General features: G+C 39.3%; 17 protein-coding genes and 1 other annotated feature. Of the genes, 4 read left to right on the top strand and 13 right to left on the bottom strand.

What is annotated here, in order from left to right:
• Nucleotides 1-21: 21 nt before the first annotated feature.
• Both tdc and tyrS read right to left on the bottom strand, forming a co-directional pair.
• Nucleotides 22-1,899 carry a tyrosine decarboxylase gene (gene tdc, locus OZZ83_RS06940; RefSeq protein WP_278023694.1) on the bottom strand — a complete coding sequence of 626 codons (1,878 nt, stop codon included), beginning with the start codon at nucleotides 1,897-1,899 and terminating at the stop codon, nucleotides 22-24.
• Between the two features lie 291 nt (nucleotides 1,900-2,190).
• Nucleotides 2,191-3,447, bottom strand: a complete 1,257-nt coding sequence (tyrS, locus tag OZZ83_RS06935) for a tyrosine--tRNA ligase (RefSeq protein WP_278023693.1) — start codon at nucleotides 3,445-3,447, stop codon at nucleotides 2,191-2,193.
• Nucleotides 3,448-3,552: 105 nt separating this feature from the next.
• Nucleotides 3,553-3,758, bottom strand: a binding site (T-box leader).
• 263 nt (nucleotides 3,759-4,021) lie between these two features.
• Here tyrS and OZZ83_RS06930 point away from each other — a divergent pair.
• Nucleotides 4,022-5,323, top strand: a complete 1,302-nt coding sequence (locus OZZ83_RS06930; protein WP_002316650.1) for a polysaccharide deacetylase family protein — start codon at nucleotides 4,022-4,024, stop codon at nucleotides 5,321-5,323.
• A 69-nt stretch (nucleotides 5,324-5,392) separates the two neighbouring features.
• Here the strand turns inward: OZZ83_RS06930 and OZZ83_RS06925 are convergent, their stop codons facing one another.
• Complete coding sequence (locus tag OZZ83_RS06925; protein ID WP_002292597.1) at nucleotides 5,393-5,992, bottom strand: TetR/AcrR family transcriptional regulator; 600 nt, start codon at nucleotides 5,990-5,992, stop codon at nucleotides 5,393-5,395.
• A 252-nt stretch (nucleotides 5,993-6,244) separates the two neighbouring features.
• On the opposite strand from OZZ83_RS06925, the gene OZZ83_RS06920 reads away from it, so the two are divergent.
• Entirely contained in the window at nucleotides 6,245-7,126 is an 882-nt protein-coding gene (locus OZZ83_RS06920; RefSeq protein ID WP_002310716.1) for an ABC transporter ATP-binding protein, read from the top strand.
• A gap of 12 nt (nucleotides 7,127-7,138) precedes the next feature.
• Nucleotides 7,139-8,749, top strand: coding sequence for an ABC transporter permease (locus OZZ83_RS06915; RefSeq protein ID WP_002310714.1), 1,611 nt, complete (start codon nucleotides 7,139-7,141; stop codon nucleotides 8,747-8,749).
• A gap of 79 nt (nucleotides 8,750-8,828) precedes the next feature.
• Here the strand turns inward: OZZ83_RS06915 and OZZ83_RS06910 are convergent, their stop codons facing one another.
• The 10 genes from OZZ83_RS06910 to dhaM all read right to left on the bottom strand — a co-directional run bounded on the left by OZZ83_RS06910 (nucleotide 8,829) and on the right by dhaM (nucleotide 15,670).
• Nucleotides 8,829-9,488 carry a Crp/Fnr family transcriptional regulator gene (locus OZZ83_RS06910; RefSeq protein ID WP_002314039.1) on the bottom strand — a complete coding sequence of 220 codons (660 nt, stop codon included), beginning with the start codon at nucleotides 9,486-9,488 and terminating at the stop codon, nucleotides 8,829-8,831.
• Between the two features lie 34 nt (nucleotides 9,489-9,522).
• On the bottom strand, nucleotides 9,523-9,720 hold the full coding sequence (locus OZZ83_RS06905; RefSeq protein WP_002310711.1) for a hypothetical protein: 198 nt from the start codon (nucleotides 9,718-9,720) through the stop codon (nucleotides 9,523-9,525).
• A 226-nt stretch (nucleotides 9,721-9,946) separates the two neighbouring features.
• Complete coding sequence (locus OZZ83_RS06900) at nucleotides 9,947-10,210, bottom strand: hypothetical protein (RefSeq protein WP_325066030.1); 264 nt, start codon at nucleotides 10,208-10,210, stop codon at nucleotides 9,947-9,949.
• A gap of 18 nt (nucleotides 10,211-10,228) precedes the next feature.
• The gene (locus OZZ83_RS06895; protein ID WP_002310709.1) at nucleotides 10,229-10,540 is read right to left on the bottom strand and encodes a hypothetical protein; all 312 of its coding nucleotides are present in this window, start codon (nucleotides 10,538-10,540) and stop codon (nucleotides 10,229-10,231) included.
• A gap of 16 nt (nucleotides 10,541-10,556) precedes the next feature.
• Entirely contained in the window at nucleotides 10,557-11,918 is a 1,362-nt protein-coding gene (locus OZZ83_RS06890; RefSeq protein WP_325066029.1) for a DUF2974 domain-containing protein, read from the bottom strand.
• Nucleotides 11,918-12,439, bottom strand: coding sequence for a hypothetical protein (locus tag OZZ83_RS06885; protein WP_065763774.1), 522 nt, complete (start codon nucleotides 12,437-12,439; stop codon nucleotides 11,918-11,920). The genes OZZ83_RS06890 and OZZ83_RS06885 overlap by 1 nt, the downstream gene beginning before the upstream one ends.
• A gap of 380 nt (nucleotides 12,440-12,819) precedes the next feature.
• The gene (locus OZZ83_RS06880; RefSeq protein ID WP_002345419.1) at nucleotides 12,820-13,479 is read right to left on the bottom strand and encodes an HI_0552 family protein; all 660 of its coding nucleotides are present in this window, start codon (nucleotides 13,477-13,479) and stop codon (nucleotides 12,820-12,822) included.
• Nucleotides 13,480-13,604: 125 nt separating this feature from the next.
• A complete protein-coding gene (gene dhaL, locus OZZ83_RS06875; RefSeq protein ID WP_002312751.1) occupies nucleotides 13,605-14,210 on the bottom strand; it encodes a dihydroxyacetone kinase subunit DhaL in 606 nt (201 codons plus the stop codon).
• 28 nt (nucleotides 14,211-14,238) lie between these two features.
• Complete coding sequence (dhaK, locus tag OZZ83_RS06870; RefSeq protein WP_278023690.1) at nucleotides 14,239-15,249, bottom strand: dihydroxyacetone kinase subunit DhaK; 1,011 nt, start codon at nucleotides 15,247-15,249, stop codon at nucleotides 14,239-14,241.
• Entirely contained in the window at nucleotides 15,224-15,670 is a 447-nt protein-coding gene (gene dhaM / locus OZZ83_RS06865; protein ID WP_002316646.1) for a dihydroxyacetone kinase phosphoryl donor subunit DhaM, read from the bottom strand. The genes dhaK and dhaM overlap by 26 nt, the downstream gene beginning before the upstream one ends.
• Nucleotides 15,671-15,771: 101 nt before the next feature.
• Between dhaM and OZZ83_RS06860 the strand changes: the two genes are divergently transcribed.
• Nucleotides 15,772-16,092, top strand: a complete 321-nt coding sequence (locus OZZ83_RS06860) for a putative heavy metal-binding protein (protein WP_002292575.1) — start codon at nucleotides 15,772-15,774, stop codon at nucleotides 16,090-16,092.
• Nucleotides 16,093-16,141 lie beyond the last annotated feature (49 nt).

Here is a 16,141-nt window from a genome sequence, read left to right as displayed (position 1 = left end):
TTTCTAACATGATTACCTTGCTTATTTTGCTTCGCTTGCCAATAATTGGTCTGCGTAGATTTTTTCCAATTTTTCTTGAAGAGCTGCTTTGATTTTTTCAGCATATTCTTCAAAGTGTTCTTCTTTGTTCATGTATGGTGTCATTACGCTGGCACGCAATACAGTTACTTTTCCGGCACGGTTCCATTCTTCATCTGAGAATCCTAGTTGGTTCACGAATTGCAATGGGCTGTTGCCATAGTCTGGGATAGCAAAGTCAGTATGTGAAGTTAAGAATTCATTACCGTAAATGCTTCCTTTCACGTATGAAGAATAATCATATACGTCATGGTTCAATTTATTCATCGCAACTAAATCGTCGTTGCCTTTTTCTTTGAATACGTAGTCTACCATGTTGAAATCTGGATAAGTTAATGGATGAACTTCGATTTCTTTGTCACCTACTTTGAATGACAAGTCATTCAAGAAGTTGTAGAAACGGTGTGCCCCTTCGATTGATGCACCCATCAATTTACCGTATCCTGTGACATTCAAAGGTAAGACATGGTGTGCTGCCCAAACGCTGGCTGCTGTTGCCCCTGCTTTTGAACCTTCCAAGATATACGCTCCAAGTAATGCTGGGATATCTGCACCTTTTTCAAATACATATGTTGCGAAGTAAGAGATAACGTCTCTCATGCGGATATCTTTGATGACGATACCACCGGCAGAATATGGAACATAGCCCATTTTATGTGGGTCGATCGTTACAGATTCTGCTTCTTCGATTGCTTTATATGCACTGTGTACTTCTTCTAAGATATAATCTTTGTTTTCTGTAAAGACGTTGTATTTGTAATGAACATCTTTTAAATCTTCGAATGGAATGAAGTTGTTGTCTTCGTCTAAGAAAATCGCACGACCGTATCCGCCATAAGCAGCATCTACATGCAAGTAGAAGTAAATACCGTCTTTTTCTAATACGCGACGCAATGCAACGATTTTATCGATACCGTCGATTGCTCCTTCTTCTGTTGATCCTACAACACCGACTACACCTAAGATTGGTGTTTTTTCAGCTGCTAGACCACGAACGATTTTTTCAAGTTCGTTGATGTCCATGCGGTAGTTATGGTCAACTGGCACTGGAATTACTTGGTCTAAACCGATACCGATGATGTCGGCAGCTTTTAACCATGAATAGTGTTTTGTTTGTGGAACCAACCATTTTCCTAATTTTTCTAAATGTTTTCCGCTACGTGCTGAGTGAGCTTTGATTTCGTCGATTTTTTCTGGAACACTGTCTAACAAGTTCATGATTTCTTCTGTTGACAAGTTCATCAATTCCCAATCGCTTTTTCCAGCAACTAGTTCAGGTGTCACTTTTTTCATAGCAAGTGGCAATGATTTGATGTTGCGGGCATACCAAAGTCCTTCTAAGTTTGCTAAAGAACCATCAGCAACGATGTGTCCCCAGCCATCTTTATAGCTCATTAATTTTGCAAATTCCATGCCTACTTCTTCTTCCATTTGGCTTGTTGCAGGAGAAGATTCGTAAGCAACGTTATTACCATTCCATAGCATAGCAAAATTGTACGCTAGTAAAGATGGCATCAATGTTTCAGAGTTCATATGACCCCAGTAGCGTCCGGCATTATGCCAAGGAACGGAATGGGTACGCATCCGCGCTGAAATTTCTGATAGAACATCTTTTGTTTTATTCACAGTGTGTTCAAAACTAGCACTGCTTTTTTCTTCTGGCGTAATGATAGGCATGTCTTGAGGCATGTAGTTTTGACGCCAGCCTAAATGTTCGTCCACCAATTCATTCAACAAAGCTTTATAGATTTGGCCGTTCTCAGCTTTGTCCCCAATGAATAGGGCATTTAGGTTTAGATCTTTCGACAATGATTCACTCATAGTGAAACCCTCCTAAAAAAAATATTTAAATTTTGTCGAGCCCTACATTACACCTGTTCTCCTATTCTGTAAACTAAGCTTCCGACCGTTTTTTAATCGTATTTTAATATGTATCAATTATTCGAATTGTTCGCACTTTTGAAATAATTAAAAAAAACGAGGGAATTTACAAAAGTAAACTCCCTCGCAAAGATTGTATTAACGACAACCAGCGTTCTATTTTAGGATGGGTTTCAAAATTGGAATGTTGTAATAGTATTCCCCTTTTTCAAGGCAAAAACTTACTAAATTCTAATCAATTACTTTGGCCAAAAAGTAATTTTTCTTACCTTTTCGAATAACCACAAACTTACCATCGAATTCATCGGATGGATTTATGACAAAATTTAAATCGGTAACGCGGTCACCGTTAATACTTATAGCTCCGTTTGAAACATCTTCCCGTGCCTGACGTTTAGATGGTTCAATTTTTGTGGAAACAAGTAGCTCCACGATATTTTCAGGTGTGCTTGAAATTTCAACGTTCGGCATTTTACCGAATCCTTGCGCGATTTCTTCCGCATTTAGTTCTTTAATATTTCCAGAGAACAATGCTTGCGTTATTTTTTGCGCTTCTTTCAAGTCTTCTTCACTATGCACAAATCTTGTAACTTCTTCTGCCAAACGGCGTTGTGCTTCACGTTTCTCAGGTTCTGTCTCTACTTTTTTCGCTAATTCTTCAATTTCTTCTTGAGATAAGAACGTAAAGAATTTCAAGTATTTCACTACATCACGATCATCTTGATTCAACCAGAATTGGTAGAATTCAAATGGTGAAGTTTTCTTAGGATCAAGCCAAATGGCACCGCCTGCGGTTTTTCCGAATTTCGTTCCGTCCGCTTTCAACATCAATGGAATCGTTAAACCGAACGCTTCTGCTTCTGGTCCTTCTAATTTTCGGATCAGGTCTAAACCAGCTGTGATATTTCCCCATTGGTCTGCTCCACCGATTTGTAGTTGTACATCGTATGTTTTATGCAGATGTAAAAAGTCGATGGATTGCAGGATTTGGTAAGTGAATTCTGTGAATGAGATCCCTACTTCCAAACGGCTGGCAACGATATCTTTTGCTAACATCGTGTTGATGTTGAAGTTTTTACCGTAGTCTCTCAAAAATTCAAGTAAAGAGATTTTTGATAACCAGTCGTAGTTGTTCACAAATGTGATATTTGCGTCTTTACCAAACAATTTTCTCATTTGATTGGAAAGTGCATCCACGTTATGTTGTACTTGTTCCATCGTTTGCAACACACGTTCTGTTTTACGGCCGCTTGGGTCGCCGATTGTTCCTGTTCCGCCGCCAATCAGAATATATGGATGATGGCCTGCCAATTGGAATCTTTTCATCATCATAAATGGGATCAAATGTCCGATATGCATCGAATCACCAGTTGGATCAACGCCGCAATAAAGTGAAATGCTCTTTTCTTCAACGAGCTTGCGAAGTCTTTCTTCGTTTGTTTGCTGATTAATGGCGTCGCGCCAAGTTAATTCATCAATAATATTCATTTTACTGACCTCCGTGTAGTTTTTTTATGAAAGCAGGAACCTGCTAGCATGCGTCATTAAGTATTTCTTCGGGATGGAAAATAAAAAAAGTCCCTTGGCATATAGCCAAGGGACGAAATCTCGCGGTACCACCCAATTTGTATGTCTAGATATCCAACATACCTCTCGAACATTTAACGCTGTCGCGTGGCAATCACTGCCAGAGACTCCTGAAATGTAATTCGCTTTAAAGCATGTACTGGTTTGCAGCAACCACCAGCTTTCTGAAACATTGGCTTTAACAACTACTTCGTTTCAATCTTCGTCTTGTTATTATTAATATGTGTCTATCATAGAGCGCAACTTTTTCTTTGTCAACAGAAAAAGAATATTTTTTTTTAAATTCCTCATTTTTTCTTTTTTGAATCCGCTCTAATCCCGAACATTTTATTTTCAACTATTGTTAAAAGAAACTATTTTTTCTGTATTTTTTCTGCAATTTATCGAGAAGTCACTTTACTTTTCCTCTTATTCTTTCTTCGTTACAATGAACAACGGTACGAGTAAAAAAATGAAAAAGTAAGGGACGAGGTATATGGAAAAAAAGCAAAAAATTATTTTAGGAGCCACTTCTGCTTTAACTGTCGTTATTTTAATTTTAAGTCTTTTTTTTGTCATCCGAGCATACACAAAAAAAGAACCGATTATTCATGAAAAAAAAATAACAGAAAAGACAAAAGAGCCAATGGATGATAAGCAACAGCTAGTGACTCAAGCAAAAAATCTGGCACAAAGCTATGATTATGACCAAGCGATTGCTTTATTGGAGAAAAACAGTAAAAACGGATCTGCGGAAACACAGCAGCTTCTTCAAACACTGAAAAAGGAGAAAGAACAACTAATTGACTGGTCTGATCCTACTCAGATCTCTCACGTCTTTTTTCACAGCTTGATCGTGGACCCACAAAAAGCCTTCCACTCTCAACAGGCTCAAGGATACAAAGACTATATGGTAACTGTTGAAGAATTCAACCGTTCAATCGAACAACTCTATCAAAATGATTTTGTTTTAGTCAATTTGAATGATTTGATCCAAAAAGACGAACAAGGGAATCTTTCCTTTAACGGGCTTGCGCTACCTGAAGGAAAAAAACCATTAATTCTTTCACAAGATGATGTCAGCTATTATGAATATATGGATAATTCCGGTTTTCCTAGCCGATTAGTCGTATCAAATAACAATGAAATCAAAAATGTTTATAAAGAGAATGATAAGGAAGAAATTGGGGACTTTGACATGGTTCCTCTGATCGATGCTTTTGTCAAGAAACATCCTGATTTTTCTTATCGAGGCGCAAAAGGCACCTTGGCCCTGACAGGTTACAACGGTGTTTTAGGTTATCGAACATCCAAGTCTCAATACGGAGATAACGAAAAAACAAAAAAAGAGAGCGAAGAAGCTAAAAAAGTGGCTGATCAGTTGAAGAAAGATGGTTGGAGCTTTGCTTCCCATACCTGGGGACACTTGAATATGACTCAAGCTTCATTAGAGGATGTCAAAAAAGACAATGAATTATGGCAGCAAGAAGTTGCACCTATCCTAGGAAAAACAAATATCCTGATTTATCCATTTGGTGCAGATATTAGCGACTGGCAGCCTTATTCAGCAGAAAATCAAAAATTTGCTTACTTGAAGAGTCAAGGTTTCGATATTTTCTGCAATGTAGATGCTTCTACTCCCGCTTGGGGACAATTAGGTACGGATTTCTATCGAAATGCTCGAATCAATATTGATGGCATTCGGTTCCAATCAGATTTAGACGGACAAAACCCTATTCTTGATCCATTCATCAATGTTCATGAGGTCTACGACAAAGAAGCACGCGAATCCGCTTGATTTTACATCATTTATAAACAAAAAAAGCCGAACTGACATTTTATCGTCAGTTTCGGCTTTTTTTATGCTTTATTTCTTCTTCGGCGCGATACCTTTGATCAGGACTTCTGTCCATTCTGCTGTATATGGAAGCAGTTTTGCGTATATCTCCGGCTTAGAAATTCCTTCTACCATTGCTTGAAAATAGAGGATCAAAAACTCATCCGAATATTTCAAATCCACTTTTCCTTCTTTACGTCCTCGGTGGAAAAGATCAAGCATGATACTGAAACTTTCTTGCGTATACGCATCCATCGCGTCAGAAAATTCTTTTTTTTCTTTTTTTGTATAGTATGTCATCAAATCGATATAAAATTGTTTGTTCACTCGATTGAGATAGCGGATTTTATTTTCACTCATAGCAATCAGCGTTTCTTCAAATGGAAGATTTTCCGCAATCAACGCTTTCGCTTCTTGCCCTAAATCATTCATAAATGTGAAAAATACTTCATAAATCAGCCCTTCCTTGCTGCCAAAATATTTAAAAATCGTCGCTTTACTTACCTGAGCGCTCTCAGCAACCTTATCCATCGTCACTCCAGCGGTTCCTATGTCTGTGTTCATCAAGTCAAAAGCTGCTTGTAAAATCTCTTTCTTTTTCTCTTGTGCTCTCTTTTCAAAACCGTTCATTTATAGAGCCTCCCGTAATTTTAAACTTTTATAATATATATAGTTCAAATTTATTCTGAGGTTTATTATAACTATCTATTGAGAAAGTATCAAGCTAGCAATTCCTTGTTTATGAATTCATTGACAGAAATTTATAAAAAGAATATTATGTACTAAAATATAAAAAAAGTTTTATAAAAAGGTATAAAACCATTTTATTAAACTGATTAATATTTTTTAGTATATATTTTAAGAAAAAGGAGTGGGGTTTTTATGGCAGAAATCGTCAAAGTCACACATTTGAAAAAGAGCTTTGGTCGTTTCGAAGCTTTAAAAGACGTCTCTTTCACCGTACATTCAGGTGAAGTCGTTGGATTTATCGGACCAAATGGTTCTGGAAAATCCACGACGATTCGGACACTTTTAGGGATTATAAAAAAAGACGGCGGAACGGCAACGATTTTTGGTCAAGATGTATGGGAAGATAGTTTATCTATCCATGAACGTCTTTCTTATGTTCCAGGTGACATCTCTTTATGGGGAAATTTGACTGGAGGAGCGATCATCGATCTCTTCATGAAGCTTCATGGAAAAGGGAATGCTCAAAAAAAGGACGAACTGATTCAACGTTTCTCTCTTGATCCTAAGAAAAAAGCAAAAAACTATTCAAAAGGAAATCGTCAAAAAGTGGGCTTGATTGCTGCTTTAGCTGTTGATTCGGATCTCTATTTATTTGATGAGCCTACTTCTGGTTTAGATCCCTTGATGGAAACCATTTTTCAAGAAGAAGTTGAAAAACTGAAAGAACAGGGCAAATCCATCCTGCTTTCTTCTCATATTCTCAGTGAAGTCGAACGGCTGGCAGATAAAGTCGTGATCATCCGCGAGGGAACAGTCGTAGAAGAAGGAACACTCGATGAATTGCGTCATTTGACCCGCTCGACCATTACTATAGAAACAGAAGCAGATAACAGCCACTTAGCACAATTGAACGGTGTCCATGATTTTGTGCAAAAAGGCCACCTTGCTCAATTTGCTGCTGACAACGAAGCTTTCGATGTGATTTTAGCTGAAACTTCCAAATTAGGTGTGAAAAAATTTGAATCTATTCCACCGACTCTTGAAGATTTATTCATGAGGCACTATGAAGGATGAGGAGGAATCGAAATGACTGATAAATTTTCACGCTGGTCTACCCTTTTTTCTCAAAACCTTAGCCGTGACTGGAAAAAGATCTTGATATGGCTAGTCGGTGTCACTGCTTTTTCTGGTGGTTTTGTCCCTGCGTTTGAAGAATTGACTTCAGGACAAGGGTTAGCTGGATTATACGAAACAATGCAAAACCCGGCAATGATAGCAATGGTCGGACCAACTCCCGCTTCGAATGCTGCTGAGTATACTTTAGGAGCGATGTATGCAAATGAAATGTTGCTTTTTTGCAGTTTGTTTGCTGCTGTGATCTCTGTTTTGCATGTGGTGAGCCAAACGAGAAAAAAAGAGGAGCTTGGTCTGATTGAACTTATTCGTTCCTTTCGAGTCGGACGTCAAGCAAACTCTTTAGCTGTCATCGCTGAAAGTATTCTGATTAATTTGCTTTTAGCAATATCGATCAGCTGTACGATGATTTTTTTTCAAGCAGATTCGATCACTGCAGAAGGTGCTTGGCTTTTTGGGCTATCTGTAGGTAGTACGGGGATTTTGGGGAGTGCCGTTGCACTGTTTGCTTCACAACTGATGCCAAGTGCAGCCAGTTCGAATGGTCTGTCTCTAGCGTTTTTAGGTGGACTTTACCTTCTAAGAGCAATAACAGATGTAGCTGATTCCTCCCTTTCGATGTGGAATCCTTTAGGCTGGTCTTATTTGTCCTATCCATTTACAACTAATAACTGGATTCCTTTGCTTTATTTGTTTTTGTTCAGTCTCATCTTGATAATCAGTTCATTTGTTTTAGAGGAACATCGAGACTTGAACACCGGCTATATCCCCGAACGTGAAGGAAAACCGTATGCTAAACGTTCTCTTCTATCCTTGCGTGGTTTATTATTCTATCTAAATAAAGGAATGACCATCAGTTGGCTTATCACTTTTGGTTTGATGGGGGCGGCATACGGCTCTATCTACGGGAATATGCAACAGTTTTTAGAAAGTAACGACTTAATGAAACAGATGTTTATCCAATCTGGCGTCTCAATTGAAAAAAACTTTACAAGCACGATCATGGTCGTCTTGATTTGTCTAGCTGCTATTTTACCAATTGCTAGCATCAATCGTTTATTTACAGAAGAAACCCACGGACGTATGAATCAGCTGTTCGCAACAAAAATTTCTAGGAACCAACTTTATTGGACAAATCTGTTACTAGCGATCCTGTTTTCTATATTGTCGATTCTGATTAGTTCTGGTGCGCTAGGACTTTCTGCTTTGGCATCGATGAAGGATGCGAAAGATATGGATCTATTGCTGTTTCTTAAAGCCGGATTCAACTTTCTGCCTGCTGTTTTAGTGTTTATCGGAATGAGTGGCTTTCTATTCGGATGGCTTCCTCGAATGGGTAAATTTGCTTATATCTACTTAGCTTACTCCTTTGCGCTCAATTACTTTGGCGGGATTTTGGATTTACCAGAATGGTTCTCCAAAACAGCGGTCCCTAGCTGGGTACCACGGATGCCAAACGATTCTTTCGATCTTTCCGTATTCCTTACATTATCCTGTATCAGCCTTGCACTGATCGTCCTTGGTGCTATCGGTTATAGGAGAAGAGATTTAGTGGAAGGATAACAAAAAAAGAGCATGTTCAATTTCATGCTAGCCTCCAAATTGGGATCAAAAATCCAACATTTGGAGGTCATTTTTGTATTTACATGTCTTCTAACTGTTCTTTATCAATGATCCAGACTTCCCGATTCTCTCTTTTTACATAACCATTCTCCTCTAATAATTTAAATTTTCTAGATAAAGTTTCGGGGGTCGTACCGATAAATGCAGCAAGTTCTTTCATTTTCATTGGTAGGAAAAAGTGATCCTTCCCTGTCGCTTTAGCTAAGTCAAGCAGATAGACAGCGACTCGTTCTTCTACTTTTTCCATCATCAAAAAAGTTGTCTGCTGCTGTACTTTTGTTAATTTCTCAGCGTTGATTGCTAAAAGTTTCAGACTAAGGGCGGGATAATGCAGTAAAAGTTCCGAGAAATCTTTTTGTCTCAATACGCAAATTTCCGTTTTTTCTAGTGCTTCGCCAAATAAAGATTCATTTGGAACGCCTAACAACTGGCTCTCTCCCTCATATCCGCCCGGCTCTACTACTCGTAAAAGCTGTTCCTTTCCGCTAGCAGATAATTGATACACTTTCATACTTCCAGAAGCCACGATTACTAATTGAGACTCTCCATTCGGCGCAAGAAGCTGTTCTCCTTTTTCCACTTTTCTGTGTGTCACTAACGAGTGGATTTTTTGCTGATCTTCTATCTCGAGATGATTGAATAATGGAACGAGTGAAACACACAATCCTTCATGTCTCATAGCAGATTCCTCCTTTGGATTTCTTCCTTGTTTGTTATTCTACTTGTTCGTTTAACTTGGGTAATTGTTGTATCAAGATTTTTCTTTTTGTGCGATAAGTAAGCAGACACATGCCGTTTATGACCACGATCAGAATACTCATTTCATGGAAAAGCATACCGTTTGCCACCTCGGCCACTAGGATCAGACTCTCGGTAATAATGGCGGTGAGTGTTTTATGCCTTAAAATCATTTTTTGATACTATCTATAAGTAAAATTGAAAATTGCCTCTTATGTCAAATAGGAGCTGTGACAAACGCCTTGTCGCAACTCCTATTTTTTGAATAAATGGTGTTCTCCTGCCAACTTCTCGGATACAAGTCACGATATTCATCAAACATGAGAAGCTGTTTTTTGAAATTGTTCCTTGTGACTCAGGGTTAAACGGCAAGTTCACAACCTCCGAGATTCACAGTGTTCAAAAACTTACTAACATTCGGCTTTTTTTACTAAATGCCGCTGTTACTTGTTTGCCGAAACGACCCTTTACTGCTTTTTCCAATCCAGTCGTTGCAGAGGATACCGCTTTTTTTGCCGTACTTGCTTCCACCTCTGCGGCTTGTTTCGCCTTTTTGCCTTTCGTGACTTTGTCTTGAGTCATCGCAATCCCTAAAGCTCTTGCTGAGATTTTTTGTATCTCTTTCTGGTAATCTTCCCAAATTTTTTCCTCTAGAATGATCACTTATTATCTCCTTTCTTGTTACTTTTTGTTTAATCGTTGCAGATCAGCACGATAACGGCGTTCGACTTCATCTTGCTGATCATAGATTTTTTTTCGTTTCTGCATCAATTCATGAGAGAACCTCTCTTCTAAACGTCTGAGTTCTTTTTGTGCAAAATACAAAGAATCCTTCGGGCATTCAAAGGAACACACCGAAAAACGTATATTGGAATAAGTCGTTTCTGCCAGCTGCTGCATGTTCTTTTGCATCTGTCTGAGCTGATCTTCCTGATTTTCTAGCTGCAGTCGTTCTTTTCGGTATGTTTCATGAATCTGGTTTTCTTTTTCCATCTCACTACTCCTTGTTTTAAAATAATTGTCGTGCCAAGTCTCGATCACGTTGGACCAGCTCATTGATTTTCGCTTCGATCTCTTTTGCCAAGGTAGAGAATTCTGCTGAAAGCTGCTTGATTTTGAAGATTTTTTCCCTGAATTTCTGCGTAGGTTCATCAACGATCGTCTGCTTTGTACAATCGACTTCTCGCAGAGCATCGAGCATTTCGTTCTGAGACAAAAGCGGTGTCTGTCTGCGGACCATCGCAAGACCATCTGCCCACAGCTGTTCCAAATCACGAATTCCACGCTGGTAAATGACTAGCACTTGTTCCATCGCTTGATTGAAGACGGAAGCCGCATGTTTCACGATCATCAGCGCCTGCTGGTCGTCTAAATAGATCTGTTCATTGGTCGACAGACCGCCGCTGCTAGCTGTGAATCTTTTCAGCCAAGTCACTAGCTTGGAGAAAGCACTGATTTGTAGCTGGAGCCACTTGTTTTCTTCTTTCAGTTGACTGATCCGATCTTTCTCCCATTGATTTTTTTCGCCATATGTCTCCATTTGACGGATCATAGCTTTGTTTTTGATGATTTGCTGGGCGAGTAAGGTCTGTTCGAGGGCGACCCCTCCATGTTGGTCGGAATAGATGACGATATCGCCATATTTATCGATGTAATTCCCGTTTTTGTCGAGATTGAACTGATTTAGATCGTGTCCATAGTTTTTCCAGCCGATGTTGTCGATTCCGAAACTGTGAAATGGCAGTTGGCCTTTCCCACCAGTCAGCCAGCCACTAGTCACGATGTCTGAAGTGTCATACAGATTGATGATCTGCCCTTCATAATTATTGAGCTGTTTCTCACTCAGGCCTGGGCCTGCCGCTGCATATGTAAATCCGTGATAGCCTTTTAAAACAGCGACATAGATTGCCTGCGCTCCACCTAAGGAATGACCGGTCGTGGAAATGGTGTAGCCGTCTTTGACAGAATAGGTCTTTTCGATTGCATCGGCATACGCTAAAGCCGACTGGAAGGCGCCGTTGTCGTGTTTGTCCTCAAAGCCGACTTCTCGGATGTTCGTTTTCCAGTCCTGCCAACTTTTGGTACCTGCGTAGGCGATAGTCGGGTCTTTTTTGATGACGGATTTGGGGTAGCCGGAAATTTGCTGTAATTGATCTTGCTTCTTACTTTTATATTCATCTTTGATTTCAGCCACGACCATGGCCTGCATACCGTTTTTCTTTGGTGTTTTTTCTTTTCCGATTGTATGTTTGTCGGTGTTTACCGTATCAAGAATTAAATATTCATTACGTTTCCCCGTTCTATCACCATTTTTAATTTTTCCTACTTCTACTTGATAAACTGTTTCTGAAAAAACTTGATTCTGATCCATCAGTCGATCCCCCCATCATAGAATGTGACGATATTCATGGGTATGCTCCTATTGGTCTCTTGGTCTTTTCTACTGAGATAATGATCTTGCCCCGGTTTTTCTATACCACTATCAATCCTATAGATCCACTGACCTGTTTCTGCAGACTTTACTCCTAATGTCGCAGTGTGGGAGAGCAGGTCATTGATTTCGAAGTGTACCTCTAAAGATTTCATAGGGGTTACAGAGAAACCTGTAAATTCTATTTTCTCAATATCAATATACTCAGTTATAGAATCTAATCTTTCAAAAAATTCCTGTTCAGTCATGTCTCCTTTACCTTGATTAAATTCTTTGAAGATTTCCTTTTCTCGCTTTTCATCTACTGTTGAAATCTCATAATGATTATACAAATAATTTGCCAGATCGGTTTGGATGGTACGCAGTTCTTCGTTGTCTTTTTCTCTTCTATCCATCAATATTTTCCCTCCTATACTTAGTGCGATGATGACTATGACTCCTCTGAAAATGATTTTTTTCATACTTGCTCCTTCTTACTTCTCTTCGTGAAGAAAACGCTTTAAACGGATTTTACCATAGGCTTATCAGTGAAAAAAGAAGCCTTGTTCTTACTTTTCCTTGTTTGATAACGAAATGAATATTTTTTCATTTTTTCTGTTATGTAATTCGAAACATATATACAAAAGAATGAGCGGGACGCAAGCAATCGTCGTTTTTTAGAGATTGTTAACTGTTATGTTTTTAGATTTGTTTAAATTTTTATTCTGATTTGACTGATGGAAAAACCAAACAGACACCTGCAAAAAAATGATTTTTCGCAGGTGTCTGTTTATATTGCATCATGAGAGCAGTGGATTCGATGATGTGCCATCTATTTAGTACGCAACGCAAATCAGCTTTTTCATAACTTCTTTTTTATCGCGTGATACAATGGCGCTAGTTCTTTGAGTGCCTTAGCAGCTTTCTCTTCGATGTTTGTGTATTCATTTGGAGAAAAAAACAGTTTGCCAAGTTGGAAGGTTCGATCGCCCATTGTTTCTCGCAGCTCTTCTTGCTTGCTCTTATCTGATAAATAAACGGATAAAGGCAAATGATCTTCCAGCTCATTTTCAGGCTGGGGCCAGATATAATAATCTTCAATCGCTACCTGGGTACTCCATTCCTGCAGTAAAGATAGCAATTGATTGTATCCTTCAACGCTTCCTTCTCTCGTGTCACTTTTATAGTGCTGATACATCAAATAGATTTGGTATTGTTTTTGATTCAACAAAACTGCTAGACAGGCATTCTCGTTTTGCCGATCTTCACTTCGATAAGCACTCCAAAAATGACTGCGTAAATTCCAGCCATTCGTCCAGCTTTCGATTTTAGGTTTGCTCATGCCATACGTATCAGGCAAAAGTGCAGCTGTCTGGAGCTGGATCTCTTTCCATTTTTGCCAGTGTGCTTTGTATTCTTGTTTGATTAGTTCGACTTCATCTGGTGTATGTATTTCTTTGAGTTGTTTGAATGCATAATTGTCTCTGTCAAATAACTGATAGTCTTCTTTCATTAAATCCATTTTGTTCCCTCTTTTCTTTTTTATTTTAACTATGTTATTTAAAAGAAACAACTGTAAAAAAGCTGAATCGAAAAAGCAACTGCTTGCTTTTCGAGTTCAGCCTCTGTTTCCATTTACAGGAATGGTCATGAAGTTTTGATCACATCGAGTAGTGACGTAAATAAAATGGCACTGGAAGCAGCTCCCGGGTCGATATGTCCGATTGCACGCTCTCCTAGATAGGAAGCTCGTCCTTTTTTAGCTACCAAGTCTTTGGTGTGTTCTTTTGCCTGGTCAATAATTTCTTTTGTTAGATTCCCTGCTTTCAACGCCTCTGTAACTGGTAGCCAAACATCTAACATCGTTTTATCGTCAGCTTCTGCCTTTCCTCGGCTTTGAATACCCGCTGTTCCCTGCTCGATCACTTCTCCTAATTTTTCTTGAGAATCAATAGAATCGACCCCTTTTGTCGCTTTCATCATGTTCATGAATGCAGATCCGTATAACGGACCAGAAGCCCCACCAACTTTCGATATCATCGCCATAGAGAATACTTTGAATGTATCACTAATTGTTCCAGGATGATCGGTTTGAAAAGCTTCTTCATAAGCTGAAACCCCTCTTCCCATATTATTTCCGTGGTCTCCATCGCCAATCGGGGTATCTAGATCACTGAGATATTGTTTGTTCTGATTGATTGCCTCTGCAAATTGTGAGAGCCATTCTTGGATTTCTTGAACGGTTAGTTTCATATTATCACCCTTTTATCTTGAGATTGTCTTACCATGAAATCGTCTGTACATTGCTTTCTAAAGAATCTTTCCATTGTGTCTCCGTCAAGTCGATCAGCGTAAGAGAAAGGCCTTGCATATCTAGTGAGGTCATAAAATTACCGACTTTTCGGAAAACTACATTGACGCCTCTTTCTTCCAGCAGAGCTAAAACATCATTCATGAATACGAACTGTTCCATCAAAGGCGTCCCGCCCATTCCGTTGACGAATACACCTGCTTCTTTTGGCAAATTCGAGTAATCATCTAAAATCTTAGTAACAAGTTCCTTTGCCAGTACTTTAGAAGGCTGCATCCTTTCTCGACGATAGCCTGGCTCACCGTGGATACCAACACCGTACTCGATTTCATCTTCTCCTAGTTCGAATCCTGGTTTCCCTACTTCTGGTACAGTTGCTGCTCGAAGCGCTACACCGATTGTTTTAGTTGCCTGTACGACCTTTTCTCCCAATTCTTTCAACTCTGCTAGGGAAGCACCGTTTCTTGCTGCATCGCCCACGATTTTGTGTACAAGGACAGTACCTGCGACTCCGCGTTTTCCAGCAGTATACGTACTATTTTCAACGGCGATATCATCATCTACGATTACACTTTCTACTTCAATATCGTCCATAGCAGCTAGTTCCTTTGCCATATCGAAGTTCAATGCATCCCCTGTATAATTCTTAACGATTAGTAAAACTCCTTTGCCACTATCCGCTTCCTTGATAGCCGTTTGAATCTGATCTGGAGTTGGAGAAGTAAATACATCACCGAGCACCGCTGCACTTAACATTCCTTCCCCTACAAACCCGGCATGGGATGGTTCATGTCCGCTTCCTCCACCAGAAACCAAACCAACTTGTTCCGATTTCTGATTCTTGGCTACAACACGGGAAGATTCTACACGATGAACAAGTTCTGGATAGCTTTTTACTAATCCTTCCAGCATTTCTTCGACAATATTGCTTGGATCATTCATGATTTTTTTCAATTTATTCCCATCCTTTCTTTCCGGCATTTTGTGCTTCTGTTAAGATTTGCTGAGTATCATCCGTTATACCGGCAGTGATGGCTGCTGCAAAAGCTCCTTCCACTAAAGGCGCATCCACCAGATGATAACGTTGCTGCTGTTCTTCTTCCAACATGTCTTTTGCCAGTTCCGAATTCAATACCGCGCTGCCGATATCCGCAAAAACAAAATAACTAGCTGCATCACTTGATTCATTGACAGCTTCTACGATTTTCATCGGGTCTGATCCGATCTCGCCATTTATTCCGCCGAGAGAAAAGATCTGCACCTCTTGGGATTTTTGCATCTGCTCAATCATTTCTTTAATACCATCTGTTACTTTTTGACTATGAGAAATAAGCAAAATACTCTTTTTCACAAGAATCTTCCTTTCTTTTACATAGTTGCTAACGATTGGTTTCGCTTTCATTAATGAACAATTCAAGTATATAATAAATTCCTAATTTTGGGAAAATATGTGTTGCGCATCTTGAACTTTGTTATACTTTCGTTAAAGAGAGGAGTGATTGAATGATTACAACAACCACGAATAGTGTGGAAGGAAAAACCGTAGTAGCTTATAAAGGAATCGTTTTTGGTGAAGTTATTACTGGGATCAATGTATTGAAAGATTTTGGGGCTGGTTTGCGAAACGTCTTTGGCGGTCGTTCAAAAAGTTATGAAAATGAACTAATGGGCGCAAGAGAAGAAGCACTTGCGGAAATGGCCGAACGTGCAAAAGCATTAGGAGCTGATGCAATCATTGGCGTAAAAATGGACTACGAAGTATTAGGTAGCGACAATGGTATGCTGATGGTCACATGTAGTGGAACAGCTGTCTCCACAAGATAAGTAGGAATAGCTGTCTTAATAAATAAAAAGAGATGGGACATGTAGTGGG

The sequence above is a fragment of the Enterococcus sp. E5-162 genome (assembly GCF_035725965.1).
In the GTDB taxonomy this organism is placed as follows: Bacteria; Bacillota; Bacilli; order Lactobacillales; family Enterococcaceae; genus Enterococcus_B; species Enterococcus_B lactis.
The sequence above is the reverse complement of the archived record's forward strand: the minus strand, read 5'-3'. Positions and strand labels throughout refer to the sequence as shown.

What these genes read in the sequence shown, in the direction of transcription:
- tyrS (WP_278023693.1), bottom strand. Translation starts at nt 3,447, where the DNA reads ATGAATATTATTGATGAATTAACTTGGCGCGACGCCATTAATCAGCAA.
- OZZ83_RS06885 (WP_065763774.1), bottom strand. Translation starts at nt 12,439, where the DNA reads ATGAAAAAAATCATTTTCAGAGGAGTCATAGTCATCATCGCACTAAGT.
- OZZ83_RS06880 (WP_002345419.1), bottom strand. Translation starts at nt 13,479, where the DNA reads ATGGATTTAATGAAAGAAGACTATCAGTTATTTGACAGAGACAATTAT.
- dhaM (WP_002316646.1), bottom strand. Translation starts at nt 15,670, where the DNA reads ATGAAAGCGAAACCAATCGTTAGCAACTATGTAAAAGAAAGGAAGATT.
- OZZ83_RS06860 (WP_002292575.1), top strand. Translation starts at nt 15,772, where the DNA reads ATGATTACAACAACCACGAATAGTGTGGAAGGAAAAACCGTAGTAGCT.
- OZZ83_RS06925 (WP_002292597.1), bottom strand. Translation starts at nt 5,992, where the DNA reads ATGAACGGTTTTGAAAAGAGAGCACAAGAGAAAAAGAAAGAGATTTTA.
- OZZ83_RS06920 (WP_002310716.1), top strand. Translation starts at nt 6,245, where the DNA reads ATGGCAGAAATCGTCAAAGTCACACATTTGAAAAAGAGCTTTGGTCGT.
- dhaK (WP_278023690.1), bottom strand. Translation starts at nt 15,249, where the DNA reads ATGCCGGAAAGAAAGGATGGGAATAAATTGAAAAAAATCATGAATGAT.
- OZZ83_RS06890 (WP_325066029.1), bottom strand. Translation starts at nt 11,918, where the DNA reads ATGGATCAGAATCAAGTTTTTTCAGAAACAGTTTATCAAGTAGAAGTA.
- tdc (WP_278023694.1), bottom strand. Translation starts at nt 1,899, where the DNA reads ATGAGTGAATCATTGTCGAAAGATCTAAACCTAAATGCCCTATTCATT.
- OZZ83_RS06895 (WP_002310709.1), bottom strand. Translation starts at nt 10,540, where the DNA reads ATGGAAAAAGAAAACCAGATTCATGAAACATACCGAAAAGAACGACTG.
- dhaL (WP_002312751.1), bottom strand. Translation starts at nt 14,210, where the DNA reads ATGAAACTAACCGTTCAAGAAATCCAAGAATGGCTCTCACAATTTGCA.
- OZZ83_RS06930 (WP_002316650.1), top strand. Translation starts at nt 4,022, where the DNA reads ATGGAAAAAAAGCAAAAAATTATTTTAGGAGCCACTTCTGCTTTAACT.
- OZZ83_RS06910 (WP_002314039.1), bottom strand. Translation starts at nt 9,488, where the DNA reads ATGAGACATGAAGGATTGTGTGTTTCACTCGTTCCATTATTCAATCAT.
- OZZ83_RS06915 (WP_002310714.1), top strand. Translation starts at nt 7,139, where the DNA reads ATGACTGATAAATTTTCACGCTGGTCTACCCTTTTTTCTCAAAACCTT.
- OZZ83_RS06905 (WP_002310711.1), bottom strand. Translation starts at nt 9,720, where the DNA reads ATGATTTTAAGGCATAAAACACTCACCGCCATTATTACCGAGAGTCTG.